This window comes from Rossellomorea sp. LJF3 (assembly GCF_037046045.1).
GTDB lineage: Bacteria > Bacillota > Bacilli > Bacillales > Bacillaceae_B > Rossellomorea.
Genome location: NZ_JBANLY010000011.1, coordinates 81,547 through 98,901 on the forward strand (window position 1 = coordinate 81,547; position 17,355 = coordinate 98,901).

Consider the following 17,355-nt stretch of genomic DNA (forward strand, 5'->3'; position numbering starts at 1 on the left):
TTCTGAATTAAAAGGAGGGATTACATGGAGTATCTATTACTATTCGGCGGCCTGCTGGTGGCATTCATCACACTTCGCGTATGGTTCGGCGCCAGAAGAGCCAGAATCTATGCAGAACTTAAGAAACAAAAATACAACGTCATGGACCCGGCACTCGAAAAAATCACCACCCCAAACAGAGACCGCAAACCCATAGGATAAAAAACACTTCGGATGTAGATCCGTGGTGTTTTTTTGTGGTTGGAGGGACGGACCTTGGTTTTAGATGGAGAAATGGCGTTGTATAAGGGTTTTGGTGGTGGAATGGAGGGACGGACCTTCAATGGCGGTCACTATTTGGAATGTTAAAGTGTGAAAATGGAACTCCACGCTCCTGGCATTGAATTCGTCAAAAAAAAAAGCCCAAATCCATCACAGATTCGAGCTTTCATCTTCATTTTATCGAGAAATCTTCGCTTCACGCTTCGAAAAGTCTACATCCTTGTAGTACATCGACTTCACGAGTACATTCGGTCCGAGGCAGCGGGCCATGGGACAGTGGCAGTTCAGTTCTTTTGCGAGAGGCTGACCTTTCCACTTTTCGAAAATATCAGGCAGGGTATCTTTAGTGATATTTCCGAGTGGCGGAGTATCACCGAAGTCGGTGACGATGACATCGCCGGTGAAAATATTCACGTTCAGACGGGAACGGCCGTCGGGGTCATTCCTCACGCTCACTTTTTTCGCAGAGTACAGTTCCTTCAGGAAATCCAAGTCTTCCTGTGAAGAACTGCATGGATAAAATGGCAGAGTGCCGAATAGCATCCATACATTCTCATCGCGGAACCTAAGGATATCCCGGATCGCTTCACGTGTTTCTTCCAATGATAGAGTCTCAAGGCTTGATGCAAAGTCCGATGGATACATAGGATGAATTTCGTGACGGCCGCATTTCATTTCATCGACAACCTGGCGATGAATCTTTTCCAGGTACGGCAGGGTGTTTTTATTTAACATGGTTTCTGCCGAGACAAGGACCCCGCGTTCTGAAAGGGCACGGCTGTTTTCGATCATGCGGTCAAACAGCTTCCGGCGCTGCTCCCTCGTTGGCTTCCGTTCCATATTGGCAAATCCTACATCGATGAATTGATCGATCGTTCCCCAGTTATGGGAGATGTGCAGGACATCGAGGTACGGGGCGATCATCAAGTAGCGGTCAAGGTCCAGGGTCAGGTTCGAGTTGATCTGGGTATGTACGCCCCTGGAATGTGCATACTTGAGTAATGGAAGTACATAATTTTCTACGGATTTCTTCGACATCATCGGTTCCCCACCGGTGATACTAAGGGAACGGAGCGTTTTGATATCGTCGAGTTTCCCGAGGATCAGTTCAATGGGCAGGGCACTCGGGTCCTTCGGTGACAATGTATATCCGACGGCGCAGTGCTCGCATCTCATATTGCAGAGGGTTGTGGTGGTGAATTCAATATTGGAGAGCGTAATATCACCATGCTCATCCACATCTAAATAAGCCTCCCAAGGATCATGGTCAATGGACATTTTCTTGGAGAGAGTATCAGTTTTCATTTTGTAAAAGCTCCTTTATGATTCGGTCATCTATCCATTATTGAGAAAGGGTGAGCCCTTGTCAATCGCAAAGTTATTGGTTACCATAGTAAACGTATTGAAAGGAGAGAGAACTCTTGGGTAAAGCTATCAATGATAAAGACTCACAAGTAAGCTATCTGAAACAACGCCTAAACCTGTTTGTCGACGTGCTGGATTCAATCGACCCTGAACAAGCGGACATTGACGATATCGATCGCCTGATCGCCATGATCGATGATATAGAAGTGAAATGCGAACAATTTAAGAAAAGTGAGTAGGAGTCCTGGATGGGGCTCTTATTTTTTTGAGGGACGGACCTTGGGGGGCCGGTTGCGAAATTAGTCGTGTTTTGTAGAACGGTCGATATCCCAACCCCATCCCATGCCCTCCGAATCCACAAGCAGGAATTCCCCACCGAAACGTCAAACTTTAATACAAAACCATCTATTAAAGGAGCGTCACCCCATGATCATCACACCCATCGAAGTGCACCAAAGCGAACAGGCGAAAGAGGTGATCCTCTCCGGATTCCTTGAGCGGTTCGGGTTCATCGATCACACCCTGAACCCTGATATTCATGATATTTCCACAGAGTACGACGGTACGCAGCATCATTTTTTTGTAGGGAAAGAGAATGAGAACATCATCTGCACCGGAGCGATCCGGAAAGAGTCAGAAGACACCTATCAGATTGTACGGATGTCTGTGTTGTCCCCATACAGAAAACGTGGACTCGGCCGCATCATGCTTCAATATCTCGAAGGAAAAGCACACTCCCTCGGTGCACACCGACTCGTTCTCGAAACAAATAAACAGTGGGCGGATGCCATCAAATTTTACCAAAACAACGGGTTCATCTATATGGAAGAAGACGAGGTTTCGTGTTATTTCGAGAAGGAAATTCCATTGTGAAATCCCTTTCAATCTCATTCTTATAGGAGTATAATAATGAATGAAAATTGAGACTGTTTGAGATCTTTAGAGGGGGAGAACGATGAATAAAGAGACATTACAGCAAAGTATGTACGATTTGATTGTGGAAACGTCCACGAATCTGCCGAAGGATGTCAGACGTGCGATCCGCTCGGCGAAAGCCCGTGAGAACGCCGGCACGCGTGCAGCGATGAGCCTGGACACGATTTCAAATAACGTAAAGATGGCGGATGACAATGTATCCCCGATTTGTCAGGATACAGGTCTTCCTACTTTTAAAATAAAAACACCGGTCGGCGTGAATCAGCTCCAGATCAAGGAAGCGATCTATGCGGCCATGGTACAGGCTACAAAGGACGGGAAGCTCCGTCCGAACTCTGTAGATTCTTTGACGGGCGCCAACTCTGGAGACAATCTGGGTCTTGGGACGCCTGTCATCAAGTTCGAACAGTGGGAAAAGGATTATATCGATGCGCGCCTGATTTTAAAGGGCGGCGGTTGTGAAAATAAGAATATCCAGTACAGCCTTCCTTGTGAGCTTGAAGGACTTGGCCGTGCCGGGCGTGACCTTGACGGAATCCGTAAATGCGTGATGCATTCTGTGTATCAGGCACAGGGGCAGGGCTGCAGTGCCGGTTTCATCGGTGTCGGAATCGGTGGAGATCGTTCTTCCGGATATGATCTGGCAAAAGAACAATTATTCCGTTCCGTCGATGACGTGAATCCAAATGCAGATCTTCGTAAGCTGGAAGAGTATGTGATGGACCATGCCAACGAGCTTGGAATCGGTACGATGGGATTCGGCGGGGAAACGACGCTCCTTGGTTGTAAAGTGGGCGTCATGAACCGGATTCCGGCAAGCTTCTTCGTATCCGTTGCGTATAACTGCTGGGCGTTCCGTCGTCTGGGTGTGAAGCTTGATCCGGCAACAGGTGGAGTCGATGAGTGGTTCTATCAGGAAGGCGATAAGATCGACCTGACAGAAGGGTCAGTTGCCGAGCTTGAAACGGCAGCGGCTTCAACAGGTGAACAACCGAATGTGGTGGTCCTGGAAGCACCGATCACGGAAGAAAAAGTCCGTGAACTCAAAGTGGGAGACGTCGTTCACATCAACGGCCGCATGTACACGGGCCGTGACGCGATCCACAAGCATCTGAGCGAAAACGATGCACCGGTTGATCTCGACGGACAAATCATCTATCACTGTGGTCCCGTCATGCTGAAGGATGATGAAGGCAACTGGCACGTGAAAGCGGCCGGCCCGACAACATCCATCCGCGAGGAGCCTTATCAAGGCGATATCATGAAGCGCTTCGGTATCCGTGCCGTCATCGGAAAAGGCGGAATGGGTCCGAAAACCCTTGCCGCTTTGAAGGATCATGGCGGAGTGTACTTGAATGCCATCGGTGGAGCGGCTCAGTACTACGCAGATTGCATCAAAGGTGTAGACGGTGTCGACCTGATGCAGTTCGGTATTCCGGAAGCGATGTGGCACTTGAATGTAGAAGGCTTCACGGCCGTTGTGACGATGGATTCACACGGAAACAGCCTTCATGCGGAAGTCGACAAATCTTCTTTGGAGAAGCTGGCTCAGTTCAAGGAAAAGGTTTTTAAATAAGAAATTGGTACCATCCCGTCCATGCTGCGGGGTGGTTTTTTTATTGGTTATTTATGTTAAAATCAGGATGAAACTTTAACGCGCGTTCATTCGTATATCATACAAACAGGAGTTGGAGGGCGAGTATGATTTTTAATAAATTATTTGGTATGTTGATTCTTACTTTGATGATTCTTTTAACAGGCTGTGCGGCCAATCCTGAAAAAGAAGCGGATATCACGTCCATTGAGGATGTGAGTGTGGATACGTTAAAAGAAAATAGCGGAACCTATGTGGGAGATAACTCGAAGGTACAGGCGATCCTCCAAGAGCTGCCGGGCGCTGAAACAATCAAAGAAATCGATCTTTCCGGTGAAATGGTGAAGGTGACATACGGCTATGAGAAACAAGGGAAGATGTCAGAAAACGATGTGAATGAGTACTGGTTTGACGGCAGCAACGTCAACCGCAAGAACTTTTACTACAACGCTATCTACCTGACGCTCCTTGTACCGAATGCGAAAGAGTATCATTTCACCGTCGACGAATCGATGGTATCCGTCTCCAGGGATAAAATGGTCGCAGGTCTTTCAAAGGAATTCAGCGACTTTCCAAAAGGCGACGCCATCTGGGACAGAAAAACCGTCTCCACCTTCATCGAAGAACACGAAGGCAAACTGACCGAAATGGCAACGAAGTATCAGACGTTTTTTGAGTAGAGGGACGGACCTTAGGTTTTGAATAAGTAAAAGCAACCCAACCAAGCTGTGTTTCGGTCCGGACTCAAATCAAACCCACGCCTAAACACCCATTTCTGGATACTATTAGTACACATGAATCCTTCCACTTCTCAAAAACTAAGGGAAATGCAAGGGAAAGAAGGGTTCAATTTTGCGAAAATCACTAAAAGTGTTGATCATAGCGGCAATCTTAGTATTGCTCATACCGGCAGAGGCTTATGCAGTATCCAATAATCCGATCGGCTGGGGTTTCAAAAAGAGTCAAAATGAGGTGCAGCCGGAAGCAGGCGCTGCCTATGATCAGCTGCTCGATAAGTACGATGCCTTTTATAAAGGCTCACCGGATAAAAAGGTGCTCTACGTCACATTCGATAACGGATACGAAAACGGCTATACAGAAAAGATTCTCAATGTACTGAAGCAGGAAAAAGTCCCTGCCACCTTCTTCGTGACCGGTCACTATTTGCTCAGTGCCGAGGATCTCGTCAAGCGGATGGTGAAAGAGGGACATATCATCGGGAACCATTCGTGGCATCATCCGGACTTCACGGCAAGCTCCGATCAGAAAATCAGGGAAGAGCTCCAAAAAGTGAAGGTGAAGACGAAAGAGTTGACGGGGCAAAAGGAAATGAAATACCTCCGTCCGCCAAGGGGCGTCTTCTCTGAACGTACGCTCCAAATCGCGAAAGAAGAAGGCTACACCCACGTCTTTTGGTCCCTTGCCTTCATCGATTGGAAGACCGATCAGCAAAAAGGGTGGAAGTACTCTTATGACAACATCATGGCCCAGGCGCATCCCGGTGCCATCATCCTCCTGCATTCCGTCTCCAAAGACAACGCAGACGCACTCGAAAAAGCCATCCAGGACCTCAAAAAGCGGGGCTACACATTCAAAAGCCTCGATGAGCATCCGATGATGAAATAATCAGAGGGACGGACCTTCATTCCTAGGACTTGGTCCTAGGAATGAAGGTCCGTCCCTCTTCTGTTTGTGCTATAATACACATACAAGTTTTGTGCGGAAGGGTGAGAACAATGGCAGATAGGAATGTTAAGGTTGATGGTCCGTATGATTTTGACCGTGTGCTGGACAGGCTGGCGCTTGATCCGTTGAATGCAGTGGATCAGGAGAATCGAAGCGTGAAGGTCCCGTATTATCTCGGCGGTGAAAATGGTGAGGTGATCGAGATTCAGGCAACGGGAACAACGGATGAGCCGGAATTCATGATCACGTTTGAAAATGAAGAAAATCTGGAAGCAAAACAAAACCGCATCTCAGACATTTTTCAATGGCAAACCGGTCTCCATGACATGCACTCGCATTTCCTGGAAACCGACCTGAAGCCGATCTTTGAGGAGCATGTCGGAACACCGCTCGTCCTGGAGTTCGATCCCTTCGCTACCATCGTTAAAAGCATCATCCATCAGCAGCTGAATCTGAAGTTCGCCTTTACCCTGACCCATCGATTCGTCACCACATACGGCTGGGAAAAGGATGGAGTCTGGTTCTACCCGTCACCGGAGAAAGTAGCGGGACTCACAGTGGAAGAACTCAGGGAACTCCAGTTCAGTCAGCGAAAAGCGGAGTATGTGATCGGAATTGGACAGAAGGTGTCAACCGGCGAACTCGACCTGAATCAACTGGCGGAACAAACAGACGAAGAGGTCATCAAGGAGCTCACAAAAATCCGCGGCATCGGACCCTGGACAGCACAGAGCTTCCTCCTATTTGGGCTCGGAAGGCCGAATCTTTTCCCGAAAGCGGACATCGGCATCCAAAACGCCATCAAACAATTATTCCAGATGGAACAGAAGCCGACCATGGACGAGCTGGATGAATTCAGCGCAGCCTGGCACCCTTATTTAAGCTATGCATCCCTGTATTTATGGAGAAGTATCGAATAGAACGGACGTGAACCAATGAAAAAACAATATGCAAAAAAGCCACAACATAATGAAGTGAAAATCGAGCTGAAACAGCAGTTTCCTCTGACCATAAAGAAAATCGGCATCAACGGGGAGGGAGTCGGTTTCTTCAAGCGCAAGATTGTCTTCGTACCTGGGGCTCTGGCAGGGGAAGAAGTGGTTGTGGAAGTGACCAAGGTCCACCCGAAATTCACCGAAGCCCGTATCCAAAAGATCCGGAAAAAGTCACCACAGCGTGTGAAAGCGCCATGCCCGGTCTATGAGCTATGCGGAGGCTGTCAGCTTCAGCATCTCTCCTACGAAGGACAGTTAGACGCCAAGCGTGATATCCTCCTTCAATCCCTTGAGCGCCATACAAAGCTCAAGCTTGAAGACATGGATATCCGTCCGACGATCGGCATGGACAACCCGTGGCACTACCGGAACAAAAGCCAGTTCCAGGTCGGGACGCAAAACGGCAAGGCCATTGCAGGCTTGTACAGCATGAATTCCAACAAACTGATCGACATCGATGAGTGCATCGTGCAGCACCCGCTCACGAACAAAGTGACAAACGAAATCAAGCGGATCATCAACGACTTCAACATCCCTGTTTTTGATGATAAAAAGAAAAAGCCGATCCTGAAAACGATCGTGACACGTGTAGGGTTTGAAACAGGGGAAGTTCAGGTCGTCCTTGTGACGTCCGAGAAAAAAATCCCCCGCAAGGAATTGCTGATTTCGGAAATCCAGAAACGCCTTCCGGAAGTCGTTTCCATTGCCCAAAACATCAATCCGCAGAAAACGGCTCTTGTCTTCGGGGACGAAACGATCCATCTGTCTGGAAAAGAAAGCATTGAAGAACGTCTGGAAGAGTTCACCTATGAACTGTCCGCACGGGCATTTTTCCAGCTGAATCCGATCCAGACAAGCAAGCTGTATAACGAAGCAAAGAAAGCGGCAGCCCTTACTGGTGAAGAAAAAGTCGTCGATGCCTACTGTGGAGTCGGAACGATCGGGTTATGGCTTGCAGACGGAGCGAAAGAAATCCGTGGAATGGACGTCATCAAGGAAGGAATCGAGGACGCGAAGAAGAACGCGGAGAAATTCAGAGTCGAGCATGCCGAATACTTCGTCGGCGGTGCCGAAACCCTCATGCCAAAATGGAAGAACGAAGGCTGGCGTCCCGATGTCGTCGTGGTCGATCCGCCTAGGACCGGCTGTGACAACAAGCTTCTGGATACGCTAAAAGAAGTGAAGCCGAAGACATTCGTATATGTATCGTGCAACCCGTCGACGCTTGCGAAGGATATCGATTACTTGAAGAAACAGTACCGGGTGGAATATTTGCAGCCGGTGGATATGTTCCCGCAGACAGCGCATGTGGAGGTTGTCGCGAAGCTGGTTCTGAAATAGATTTTATAATGCAAATCAGGGCATCCCTCAAAAATCGAGGGATGCCCATTTTTGATCATGCAGGCACATCCTCAAGCAGATGTCTGTTCAAATAGTTATACATCTATTAAGATGTCCCTTGAACAACAACAAGGAGGCAAAATCATGAACAGCAAATATAAAGAGTTAGTATCTCCCTATACATTTAAAAACGGGGTCGAATTAAAGAACCGGATCATCATGGCACCGATGACAAATTTTTCATCGGATGAGAAAGGCAATGTCACGGATGCGGAAGTTGCCTATTATGAGAGACGTTCTCAAGATGTCAGCATGGTGATTACGGCCTGCACATACGTAACGCCAGATGGAAAGGGGTTCCCCGGTGAGTTTGGCGGGGATTCCGATGAGATGATTCCAAGCCTAGAACGATTGGCGAAAGGAATCAAGGATCGCGGCGCTAAAGCGGTCCTCCAGATTTTCCACGGAGGTGTACAATGCCCGCCTGATCTGGTTCCAGATGGGGATGTTGTGAGTGCCAGTGACATAATGGGTGAAAATGGAGAAAAGAAAGCGAGAGGCTTATCTGAAACAGAAATCGAGACTATCATCGAAGCTTTCGGTGAGACGACCCGCCGCGCAATTGAAGCAGGCTATGATGGCGTCGAGATTCACGGAGCGAACGGCTACCTCATCCATCAGTTCTTTTCACCGATGACCAATCAGAGACAGGACCGTTTTGGCGGCAGCCTTGAAAATCGCATGACGTTCCCACTAGCCATTGTAGACAAAGTGAAGAGTGTGGTTGCGGAGCATGCAGATCCATCATTCCTCGTTGGATACCGTTTCTCACCTGAGGAGCCGGAAGACAATGGATTCACGATGGGGGATACCCTTACCCTCGTGGATACCCTTGCTGACAAGGATCTTGATTACCTTCATGTATCCCTGTTCGATTTCTTCTCGAAGCCGAGAAAAGGCGTGGAGGATCTCGAGAAAACAAGAATGGATTATCTGTTGGAAACGATCGGTGACCGTACGCCATTGATCGGGGTAGGTTCCATCTACTCTGCAGATGATGCCCATAAAGCGTTCGCATCAGGCGTCCCGTTACTGGCTCTCGGCCGCGAACTCATCATCGATCCTGATTGGCTGAAAAAGATCAAAGAAGGAAAAGAAGATGAAATCGTGACGGAGATCGACAAAGGAAAGCAGGAAGAATTGGTCGTTCCTGATCCGTTATGGAATGCGATCGTGAATACTCCTGGCTGGTTCCCTGGAGTATAATATGAAAAAAACGTCCTGTGATTCGTTCACAGGACGTTTTCTTTTAAACTGAACTTTGCTTAGAGCCTTTATTCCCGGGAGCGAACCATCCTAATAAGGCAATCCCCACTAGAACTCCGTAGAAGATCAAGGTCCATAATGTGCTATGTGGAAAATCATGATCCAGCACACCGATATCCTCATGGGCAAGGGTGATGACCGCAAGCTTCACACCGACCCAGGCGACAATGGCATAAGCTGTCGTTTCCAGTGCCGGGCGTTTTTCCAGAAGCTGAACGAACCAGGTGGCTGCATATTTGATGAGGATCAATCCTGCAATCCCGCCAAGGACGACCACGATGAATTGTCCACCGTCCATGCCGCCGAAGTCTGCAAGGGGAGAGTCAGGCAGGCCAAGGGCAAGAGCCACAGCGGCAAGGATGGAATCAATGGCAAATGCAAGGTCTGCCAGGGCGATCTTCCCGACCGTCGGCCAGAATCCTTTACCGGCCGCTTCTTCTTCCGTTTCTTTCTGGTTCTTCTCATTATCCTTCCCAAACTTCGCTTTAATGACATGTTTAAGTCCCAAATAAAGCAGGTAGGCTGCCCCGACTGCCTGGATCTGCCAGACGTTTGCGATAAAGGAAATCGCAAAGAGCGCCACAAACCGGAAGGCGAATGCCAGGAAAATTCCATATTTAATGGCTTTCTTCTTCTCCTCTTCGGATAAATGTTTTGCAATTACGGCCAGGACAAGGGCGTTATCTGCTGATAATAAACCTTCGAGGCCGATGAGGACTAACAAAGTCCAACCGTATTCCAACCAAATTGATTCCAAGTGCAACTCTCCTATCTATAAGATACAAACCGGATATTTTCACTAAAAATTAGTTCTAAGCTTATCTTACCACTTATTTTCCATCTAATACGAATCTAAAATGGTTTTGCACCATCGGAGGTTTTCATGGTATAGTAAATTTACTAAATATGACAGGAGTGATGGGTGGACGATGAAGAACTAATCTTATTTTCGAGACGTTTGAAATTCCATATTTCAAATTAACCTAAATAGGATTAGTCTGCCCATTTTTATACATGTTATTAGCTATTGATACTTCATAGCTTTCTTTGTGCGCGCAGTGCTAATCCTTCCAGAACCATTGGGAGGATTTTTTTGTTCTCCCTTTTTTGAAGAGAGGGGAAGATGGTATGAGAGAAATGATGAAATTATCGAATATAAGCTATGAAGTGATGGACGGGAAGATTTTTGAAGGGGTGAATGCCGGTGTGCAGGAAGGAGAGGTCATCGGGATCATCGGACATAACGGTGCCGGAAAGTCAACGCTCCTGCAACTTATCGCAGGTGAACGGACGCCAACAGATGGGCAGATTCAATGGCTTCATGATGTAACAATCACCATGGTGGAGCAGGAAACGGAAACCCATTCTTCAGAAGGGCTGGCGCCTTCTGAAAGTAAGCTGCGGGAGAAATGGCAGGTGCCGAAGCATGAATTCGGGCGGTTGAGCGGGGGAGAGAAGCTGAAGGCGAGACTCGCGAAAGGCTTCTCTCAAAAGGCCGACCTCCTGCTATTGGATGAGCCGACGAATCATCTTGATCAAGAAAGTCTGAAATTCCTGACCACACAGATCAGGGACTACAAAGGGACGATTCTTCTCGTTTCCCATGACCGTTATTTCCTGGATGAGGCTGTGACGAAGATCTGGTCCATCGAAGGAAAAAAGCTCATTGAGCATAACGGGAATTATTCCAGTTATATGGAGGTCCGAAAGCAGCGGAGGCTGACGCAGCAGCGGGAGTATGAAAAGCAGCAGAAAATGGTGGAGCGGATCGAGAGCCAGATGAAGGAGCTCACCTCCTGGTCGGAAAAAGCCCACGCCCAGTCCACAAAACAGGAAGGGTACAAAGAACATTACCGCGTCAAAGCAAAACGCATGGACACACAGGTCAAATCCAAGCAAAAGCGTCTGGAGAAGGAACTCCAGAAAGCAAAAGTGACAGAGGTCGAAGAAGAGCATAACGTCCGCTTCAGCATCCAATCCACCCACAAAACAGGAAAACGCTTCCTTGAAGTGAAGAATCTGAAAAAATCCTTTGAGGGACGGACCTTGTTCAAGAACGTCCATTTTACCATCCAGCATGGTGAAAAGGTGGCGGTCACAGGACCGAACGGAAGCGGGAAAACGACACTGCTGAAGGTCATTATGGGAAAAGAAGTGGCAGAAGGGGATGTATGGATGTCGCCGTCTGCCAATATAGGATACCTGACCCAGGAAGTATTCGATCTGCCCCTCGACGAGACACCGGGAGAGCTCTTTCATAAAGAAACATTCGCGGAAAGAGGGAAAGTTCAGACGTTGATGAAGCACCTCGGATTCCAGACGTCTCATTGGCAGGAACCGATCCGGAATATGAGCATGGGGGAACGGGTGAAGATCAAGCTGATGAAATATATCTTGGAGGAAAGGGATGTCTTAATACTGGATGAACCGACGAACCACCTGGATCTCGCTTCACGTGAACAGCTGGAGGAGACCCTTTCCCAGTACAACGGAACTCTGATCATCGTCACCCATGACCGATATTTTCTGGAGAAAACGACGGACATCAAGCTTGTGATTGAAAACGGGACGATTAAGAAGGAGCTGGATGAGCCGGCATCTGTGCGGGATGATAAAGAAGAACAGCGGATGAAACTCGAGACGGAGAGGCAGGAAGTGCTGGGGCGTCTCAGTTTTATGATGCTGGGGGATGAGGGGTATGCTGAACTCGATAGGAAGTTTATTGAATTGACCAGGCAGATTAATGAGTTGAAATGAAGGTAGGCATCCGGCAGAGGCCGGGTGCTTTTTTTTATTACTACGTTCATCTGAAACCCGATGTGAAATTGAACTTTACGACAAGAAAAAGGAAGGAACTCCCAAAAAAGAACTTACATAATTTTTCCAATTTCGTTATACTCATTATAAATGAATGTGATGGGGGATGGGGAAATCGTGCGAATAATGGCTTTTATGTTCCTGGCAGGTTCTTTACTCTTTGCAGGGTGTTCGAATTCAGAACAAGCTGATGCCTACACCGTGAAGGAAGCGACTGACAATGGCGACACGCTGGTCGATGAGGAAGGGGAAGTAACCAATCTGGACAAACTATTGCGTTTTGTAGATGGGGTACAGGAGAAGAAAAAGTCTGAAGTGACGGTATCGAACTTTTTCAACAACCAGGTAAGTGTGAATGAAATAACGTACGATGGAAGTAAAGTGAACTATGTATTAAAAACTGGGACCGGGGAAGAAAAGAGAAGTGCGGTTTGCGAGGGAATTGAAGAAAGGACCGGATTCATCTCATTGCAGGGGTGTGACGGCGAAGAGGATTCCATTGGGATCGTGCAGGTCTCGGAATATAAAATAAATAAGGCGAGGGCTTCGATGAAAGACTGAACGGCAGCATCAAGACCCCTTAGATGAAAAAGGTTACTCGCTCTGAGAGTAACCTTTTAGCTTGTTATAGATTCTAAGTTTATCTTTCCCTTTAAATCGGGGAATCCCATACCATTAAAAGATGCGTGTCGTTTTCAGTTACCCCCTGTATACCATTTGTAAGAATTGGACTGCCCGCGGCAAGAGCTGGTAAAGCCTTCTGTTTTATGAGTATTGTAGCTTTCTCCTTTAAGATACCCTTGTGAAAAGTATCTCTCCTTAATGCTGCCCACGATGACAACTCCGATCATGAACGAAAGGGGAATTAAAACGAATAACCAAACCATCAGCAGAACCTCCTTTTTTAATAGGAAAAGCAGGTGAATTTCCAACTCTTGTCATATCTATTACTATCGTACCATATATGATATGGAAAAATATAGATAATCATTCTGGGTAAGGCATTCCTTTTGTCCTCCGCATACCTCAAGATATTGCCGAATATGATTTTTAACAGGACGGTCCTATCCACCGTTCATCTGGTATATAATGAACCTATAACCATCAGGAGGTACATATGAAACAGCAAAACTATGAAAATCACAGCAAGGTCGATCCTGTATTCCATGTAGGAATCGCACTGTCAGCCCTTGTTACCCTTATTTTGACGATCACGTTTTTCGTGAAGAATGTCGGGGATGAAACGCTGCTTAGCTTTATCGTCCTTCTAGTCGTGATCACGTTGATTCTAGTCGGGGCAAGACTCCGGACATATGCCCTTCAAGTTCAGGACCGGGTGATCCGTACGGAAGAGAATTTCCGTTACTACCGTCTCACAGGGAAGGAACTTGATGGTCGACTATCCCTGAAACAGATCATCGCCCTCAGGTTTGCTCCGGATGAAGAATTCCCGGTGTTGGTCGAACGGACACTGGCGGAAAACTTAACATCCAATGACATTAAAAAAGCTGTGCAGAACTGGCGTGCAGATCATCATCGCGTATAAACAACAAGGATTGGACCGCTCATTCATGGGCGGTTACGTTTTTTTTTTAGAAGGAGGCTCGTTATGCCGAACGAAATCATGGTGGATGTAAAAGATTTAGTGAAAAGATATGGTTCCTTTACGGCGGTGAAGGGAGTCCGTTTTCAGGTGGAGAAGGGGGAAATCTTCGGATTGCTCGGGCCGAACGGGGCCGGGAAGACGACGACGATTGAGATGCTCGTGGGACTCCGGAAGCCAGATGCGGGGACGGCAAGCTTAGCCGGATTTGACGTGAAGAAAGATGTGAATAAAGTGAAGGAAGTGATCGGGGTCCAGCTTCAGTCGACCTCATTGTTTGAACTGCTCAAGGTGGAGGAAATCCTCCATTTGTATGCGAGCTTTTATCCGAAGAATGTGGACATCGATCAACTGATTGAGGACATGCTGCTGACGGAGAAACGGAAGGACCGGATCAAAGGACTTTCCGGCGGACAGAAGCAGCGTCTGGCGATTGCCCTGGCACTGATTCATGATCCGGATATCGTATTTCTCGACGAACCGACGACGGGACTGGATCCCCAGGCAAGAAGGACGCTGTGGGATATTGTGCTGCGACTCAAGGAGCGGGGGAAGACGGTGATCCTGTCGACTCACTATATGGATGAAGCTCATGTGCTCTGCGACCGGATCGGCATCATGGACCAGGGGGAGCTCATCGCCCTCGATACACCTGGGAATCTCGTAAAAACGTTGCAGTCGACAAGCACGATCGAATTCCATCTGGACAATCCTCCTGAACAGGAGTGGTTCATGAAGATGGATGGAGTGGAAGAAGTCGCCATCAAGGATACCTTCGTCCAGCTTTACACCGATGAGCTGCAAAGGGCTTTGACTTCATTGATTACCTTATCGACAGAGCATGATTTGAAAATCGAGGACCTCCAGACGCGTCAGGCGACGTTAGAGGATGTCTTCATTCATATGACAGGAAGGAGGCTGCGGGAATCATGAGAGCATATTGGCAGCTGACACTGGCACAATTGCGGATTTTTGCCCGAAACAAACAAGTATTATTCTTCACCCTACTCTTCCCGGTTATCCTGATGGTGGCCCTCGGTTCATTCGCAGGGGGAGGGGACTCGGTTTCGCTGACGGTGGGGATGATCGACAATGATCAAACCGATGCCTCAAAGGATCTCAAGGACTTATTTTTTAAAAATGATGGAATTGAAACAGCGAAATTTGATAACGTCAAAACGGGGAAAAAAGCCGTGAAAAACGGTGATATCCAGCTTCTGATCACAATCCCGAAAGGATATGGGGAGAAAGTGAAGGACAGGGACAAGGAGTTCTCGATTCCTGTCTACTATAACGAAAAGAACCTGACAACCGCGGAACTTGGACTGACGGTAGTGAACGGGATCATCGATCAATACAGCAAGGACCTCGTCGACTATAAGCCTGTCGTGACGGTCGAGAAAGTCGGGATCGAAGCATTGAACATTCGCTATGTTGACTTCCTTGTTCCCGGGATTGTCGCCATGATGATCATGAGCAACAATATGAACGGGGTGGCGGGTCAAATTTCCGCTTGGCGGGAACGCGGCATCCTCCGCCGTATGCAGGGGACGAGGCTGAAGGCCTCTACCTTCATTGCCGCACAGATCACGGCACGCCTGATGCTGAACGGGACACAGGCGCTTCTTGTCGTACTGATTGCCGATCTCATTTTTGATATCAACGTAGCAGGCTCTTGGCTTGCGATGATTTTCTTCATCATCCTTGGGACCCTGGCGTTCATGTCCCTCGGCTTCATCATTGCGGGTATGGCGAAGAACCCGGAAAGCGCGGGGCCAATCGCAGGCTTTGTGACGTTTCCGATGCTGTTTCTAGGCGGTGTGTTCTTTCCGATCAACAATATGCCGGACATCATCCAGCCCATCGTAAAGGTGCTGCCGATCGCCCATCTCAGTTCCGCGCTGCGGGAGACGATGAATCTCGGGACACCGTTCCTGGAGCTTGGGACGGAGACGCTGATCCTTGGAGCGTGGCTCGTCGGCGGATTTGCTCTGGCTAGTTATGTGTTTAAGTGGGAATAAAAGAAAAAGTCCGATCGGTTCAAACCCGATCGGACTTTTTTCATGCCCTCTTTTCCAAATCCTTTGCCGTCTCACTCATCTCCACGTCGCTACCTTCTTTATAGGTCCCGAACAAGACATCGACAAATGGGGTGGACACCCCGTACCAATAGTTCTCATTCTTATAATGATGGAGGATATGGGTCTTTTTTAGCCAGCGGCCGAATCGGGTCTTCGGCTTCATAGGGCGGTGAGCGACATAATGCTTCCATTCGTATACAAAGAACATGAAGAGAATCCCGGTGGTGAAAGCAAGGGTGAATGACATCGAACCGGTCAGGAAATAAAACAACAAACACAAGACAAAGAGGTTGGGGGCGCTGTACCAGATCGGTAGAAAGAGGAGCTTTAAGTCATTCGGCTTCTTATGATGATCATAGTGCAGGCGTTTGATTAAATTCAGTAAAAAAGGGTTCTTCGGTGACTTGATGTGAAAGAGGAAGCGGTGGGTGAGGTATTCGCTGAACATGTAGGTGACGACCCCGACGGCAAAAAATAATAAGCTGAATAAGGAAAGCTCCATCGTGAACAAAAATCCGAGTACCAAGAGAAATATGCCCACCATGACTAAAATATCAAAGTGTAAAAAGAAATCCCCATACAATCGATTTTTTTTCATCATTCATTGCCTCCATTCATTTTTTGTTTCCATAGACGTATGCTCGTTTCCATCATGTCCCGGACGGTTTGTTCCGCTTGGTGAAAATCCCCGTCCAACATCCATTTTAAAAGTGTGTCGTAATAATCCCGTGAAGCAGTACGATGGATGGATTCGCTGAAATATTTCTCCGCCATCCTGATGTACACATCCTTAAAGCTGTTCAGGATCAAAAGGTAAATCGGATTCGGGGAAAGCATGGCAACCCCATGCTGGATATGCCAGTCGAATTCCGCATACGTTACAGCTGCATCATCCATGTCTTCAAACGGAGTGAAGAGAGAAATGACCTTCAGCTTGTTGTTCTCTAGGGCGTCCCTGAAATATGCAGGGGTAATCGAGACTCGCAGCTCCAGCATATACACGATGAACTCATCCGGGATATCTTCTTCGTGCTGAAGGATCGTCACAATCGTCATCAAGTTCCCCTGCTTCCAGTAATCATTCACGACTGCTGGCATCCCCTTACGGCTCCGGGTCCAGCCATCCCGTTCCAATTTCTGAAGTGCCTCGCGAATGGTGGGGCGCCCCACTTTGTAATGAGAAGCCAGATCTCTTTCTGATTGAAGGGGTTCCTGAATCTTCAGTTTCCCGCCCAGTATGGATCGGGTAATGTCACGGGCGATAAGATCGGAAGAACGTTCTTTCATTGAGTGTACCTCCTGATTGGTAATACCGATTTAAAAGTGTGGTAATACCATTATATGATTCTA

19 protein-coding genes are annotated in these 17,355 nt (G+C 47.8%); 14 read left to right on the forward strand and 5 right to left on the reverse strand.

All coding sequences use genetic code 11. The annotated features are described in order from the left end of the window. Positions 1–24: 24 nt before the first annotated feature. The gene (locus V8G47_RS12160; protein WP_336200350.1) at positions 25–201 is read left to right on the forward strand and encodes a hypothetical protein; all 177 of its coding nucleotides are present in this window, start codon (positions 25–27) and stop codon (positions 199–201) included. A 237-nt stretch (positions 202–438) separates the two neighbouring features. Here V8G47_RS12160 and yfkAB read toward each other — a convergent pair whose 3' ends face one another. Then, positions 439–1,566 carry a radical SAM/CxCxxxxC motif protein YfkAB gene (gene yfkAB / locus V8G47_RS12165; RefSeq protein ID WP_336200351.1) on the reverse strand — a complete coding sequence of 376 codons (1,128 nt, stop codon included), beginning with the start codon at positions 1,564–1,566 and terminating at the stop codon, positions 439–441. Between the two features lie 116 nt (positions 1,567–1,682). Between yfkAB and V8G47_RS12170 the strand changes: the two genes are divergently transcribed. From V8G47_RS12170 to V8G47_RS12205, 8 genes are all read left to right on the forward strand, one after another. After that, positions 1,683–1,865 (forward strand): SE1561 family protein, encoded by a 183-nt coding sequence (locus tag V8G47_RS12170; protein WP_034761313.1) that lies wholly within the window; start codon positions 1,683–1,685, stop codon positions 1,863–1,865. 187 nt (positions 1,866–2,052) lie between these two features. Further along, on the forward strand, positions 2,053–2,499 hold the full coding sequence (locus V8G47_RS12175) for a GNAT family N-acetyltransferase (RefSeq protein WP_336200352.1): 447 nt from the start codon (positions 2,053–2,055) through the stop codon (positions 2,497–2,499). 82 nt (positions 2,500–2,581) lie between these two features. Beyond that, positions 2,582–4,138 carry a fumarate hydratase gene (locus V8G47_RS12180; RefSeq protein WP_336200353.1) on the forward strand — a complete coding sequence of 519 codons (1,557 nt, stop codon included), beginning with the start codon at positions 2,582–2,584 and terminating at the stop codon, positions 4,136–4,138. A 125-nt stretch (positions 4,139–4,263) separates the two neighbouring features. Next, on the forward strand, positions 4,264–4,836 hold the full coding sequence (locus V8G47_RS12185) for a DUF4825 domain-containing protein (RefSeq protein WP_336200354.1): 573 nt from the start codon (positions 4,264–4,266) through the stop codon (positions 4,834–4,836). A 172-nt stretch (positions 4,837–5,008) separates the two neighbouring features. Next, on the forward strand, positions 5,009–5,782 hold the full coding sequence (gene pdaA / locus V8G47_RS12190; protein ID WP_442970836.1) for a delta-lactam-biosynthetic de-N-acetylase: 774 nt from the start codon (positions 5,009–5,011) through the stop codon (positions 5,780–5,782). Between the two features lie 110 nt (positions 5,783–5,892). After that, positions 5,893–6,762, forward strand: a complete 870-nt coding sequence (locus V8G47_RS12195) for a DNA-3-methyladenine glycosylase family protein (RefSeq protein WP_336200355.1) — start codon at positions 5,893–5,895, stop codon at positions 6,760–6,762. A gap of 15 nt (positions 6,763–6,777) precedes the next feature. After that, positions 6,778–8,178, forward strand: coding sequence for a 23S rRNA (uracil(1939)-C(5))-methyltransferase RlmD (gene rlmD / locus V8G47_RS12200; protein WP_336200356.1), 1,401 nt, complete (start codon positions 6,778–6,780; stop codon positions 8,176–8,178). A gap of 144 nt (positions 8,179–8,322) precedes the next feature. Next, entirely contained in the window at positions 8,323–9,444 is a 1,122-nt protein-coding gene (locus tag V8G47_RS12205; protein WP_336200357.1) for an NADH-dependent flavin oxidoreductase, read from the forward strand. 43 nt (positions 9,445–9,487) lie between these two features. On the opposite strand, the gene V8G47_RS12210 is transcribed toward V8G47_RS12205, so the two are convergent. Then, positions 9,488–10,261: a TerC family protein gene (locus tag V8G47_RS12210; protein ID WP_336200358.1), complete on the reverse strand. Its 774-nt coding sequence runs from the start codon at positions 10,259–10,261 to the stop codon at positions 9,488–9,490. Positions 10,262–10,632: 371 nt separating this feature from the next. Here V8G47_RS12210 and abc-f point away from each other — a divergent pair, with 371 nt between their 5' ends. After that, positions 10,633–12,261: a ribosomal protection-like ABC-F family protein gene (gene abc-f / locus V8G47_RS12215; RefSeq protein WP_336200359.1), complete on the forward strand. Its 1,629-nt coding sequence runs from the start codon at positions 10,633–10,635 to the stop codon at positions 12,259–12,261. Positions 12,262–12,438: 177 nt separating this feature from the next. Then, positions 12,439–12,882, forward strand: coding sequence for a hypothetical protein (locus tag V8G47_RS12220; RefSeq protein WP_336200360.1), 444 nt, complete (start codon positions 12,439–12,441; stop codon positions 12,880–12,882). Between the two features lie 134 nt (positions 12,883–13,016). Here the strand turns inward: V8G47_RS12220 and V8G47_RS12225 are convergent, their stop codons facing one another. Next, on the reverse strand, positions 13,017–13,208 hold the full coding sequence (locus V8G47_RS12225) for a hypothetical protein (protein WP_336200361.1): 192 nt from the start codon (positions 13,206–13,208) through the stop codon (positions 13,017–13,019). A 230-nt stretch (positions 13,209–13,438) separates the two neighbouring features. Here V8G47_RS12225 and V8G47_RS12230 point away from each other — a divergent pair, with 230 nt between their 5' ends. From V8G47_RS12230 to V8G47_RS12240, 3 genes are all read left to right on the forward strand, one after another. Continuing rightward, positions 13,439–13,867, forward strand: coding sequence for a DUF6526 family protein (locus V8G47_RS12230; RefSeq protein WP_336200362.1), 429 nt, complete (start codon positions 13,439–13,441; stop codon positions 13,865–13,867). Positions 13,868–13,930: 63 nt separating this feature from the next. Further along, entirely contained in the window at positions 13,931–14,857 is a 927-nt protein-coding gene (locus V8G47_RS12235) for an ABC transporter ATP-binding protein (RefSeq protein ID WP_336200363.1), read from the forward strand. Beyond that, positions 14,854–15,945, forward strand: coding sequence for an ABC transporter permease (locus V8G47_RS12240; RefSeq protein WP_336200364.1), 1,092 nt, complete (start codon positions 14,854–14,856; stop codon positions 15,943–15,945). Before V8G47_RS12235 ends, V8G47_RS12240 begins: the two co-directional genes overlap by 4 nt. Positions 15,946–15,985: 40 nt before the next feature. Here the strand turns inward: V8G47_RS12240 and V8G47_RS12245 are convergent, their stop codons facing one another. Then, entirely contained in the window at positions 15,986–16,603 is a 618-nt protein-coding gene (locus tag V8G47_RS12245; RefSeq protein WP_336200365.1) for a sterol desaturase family protein, read from the reverse strand. Beyond that, entirely contained in the window at positions 16,603–17,292 is a 690-nt protein-coding gene (locus tag V8G47_RS12250; protein WP_336200366.1) for a GntR family transcriptional regulator, read from the reverse strand. The genes V8G47_RS12245 and V8G47_RS12250 overlap by 1 nt, the downstream gene beginning before the upstream one ends. Positions 17,293–17,355: the final 63 nt, after the last annotated feature.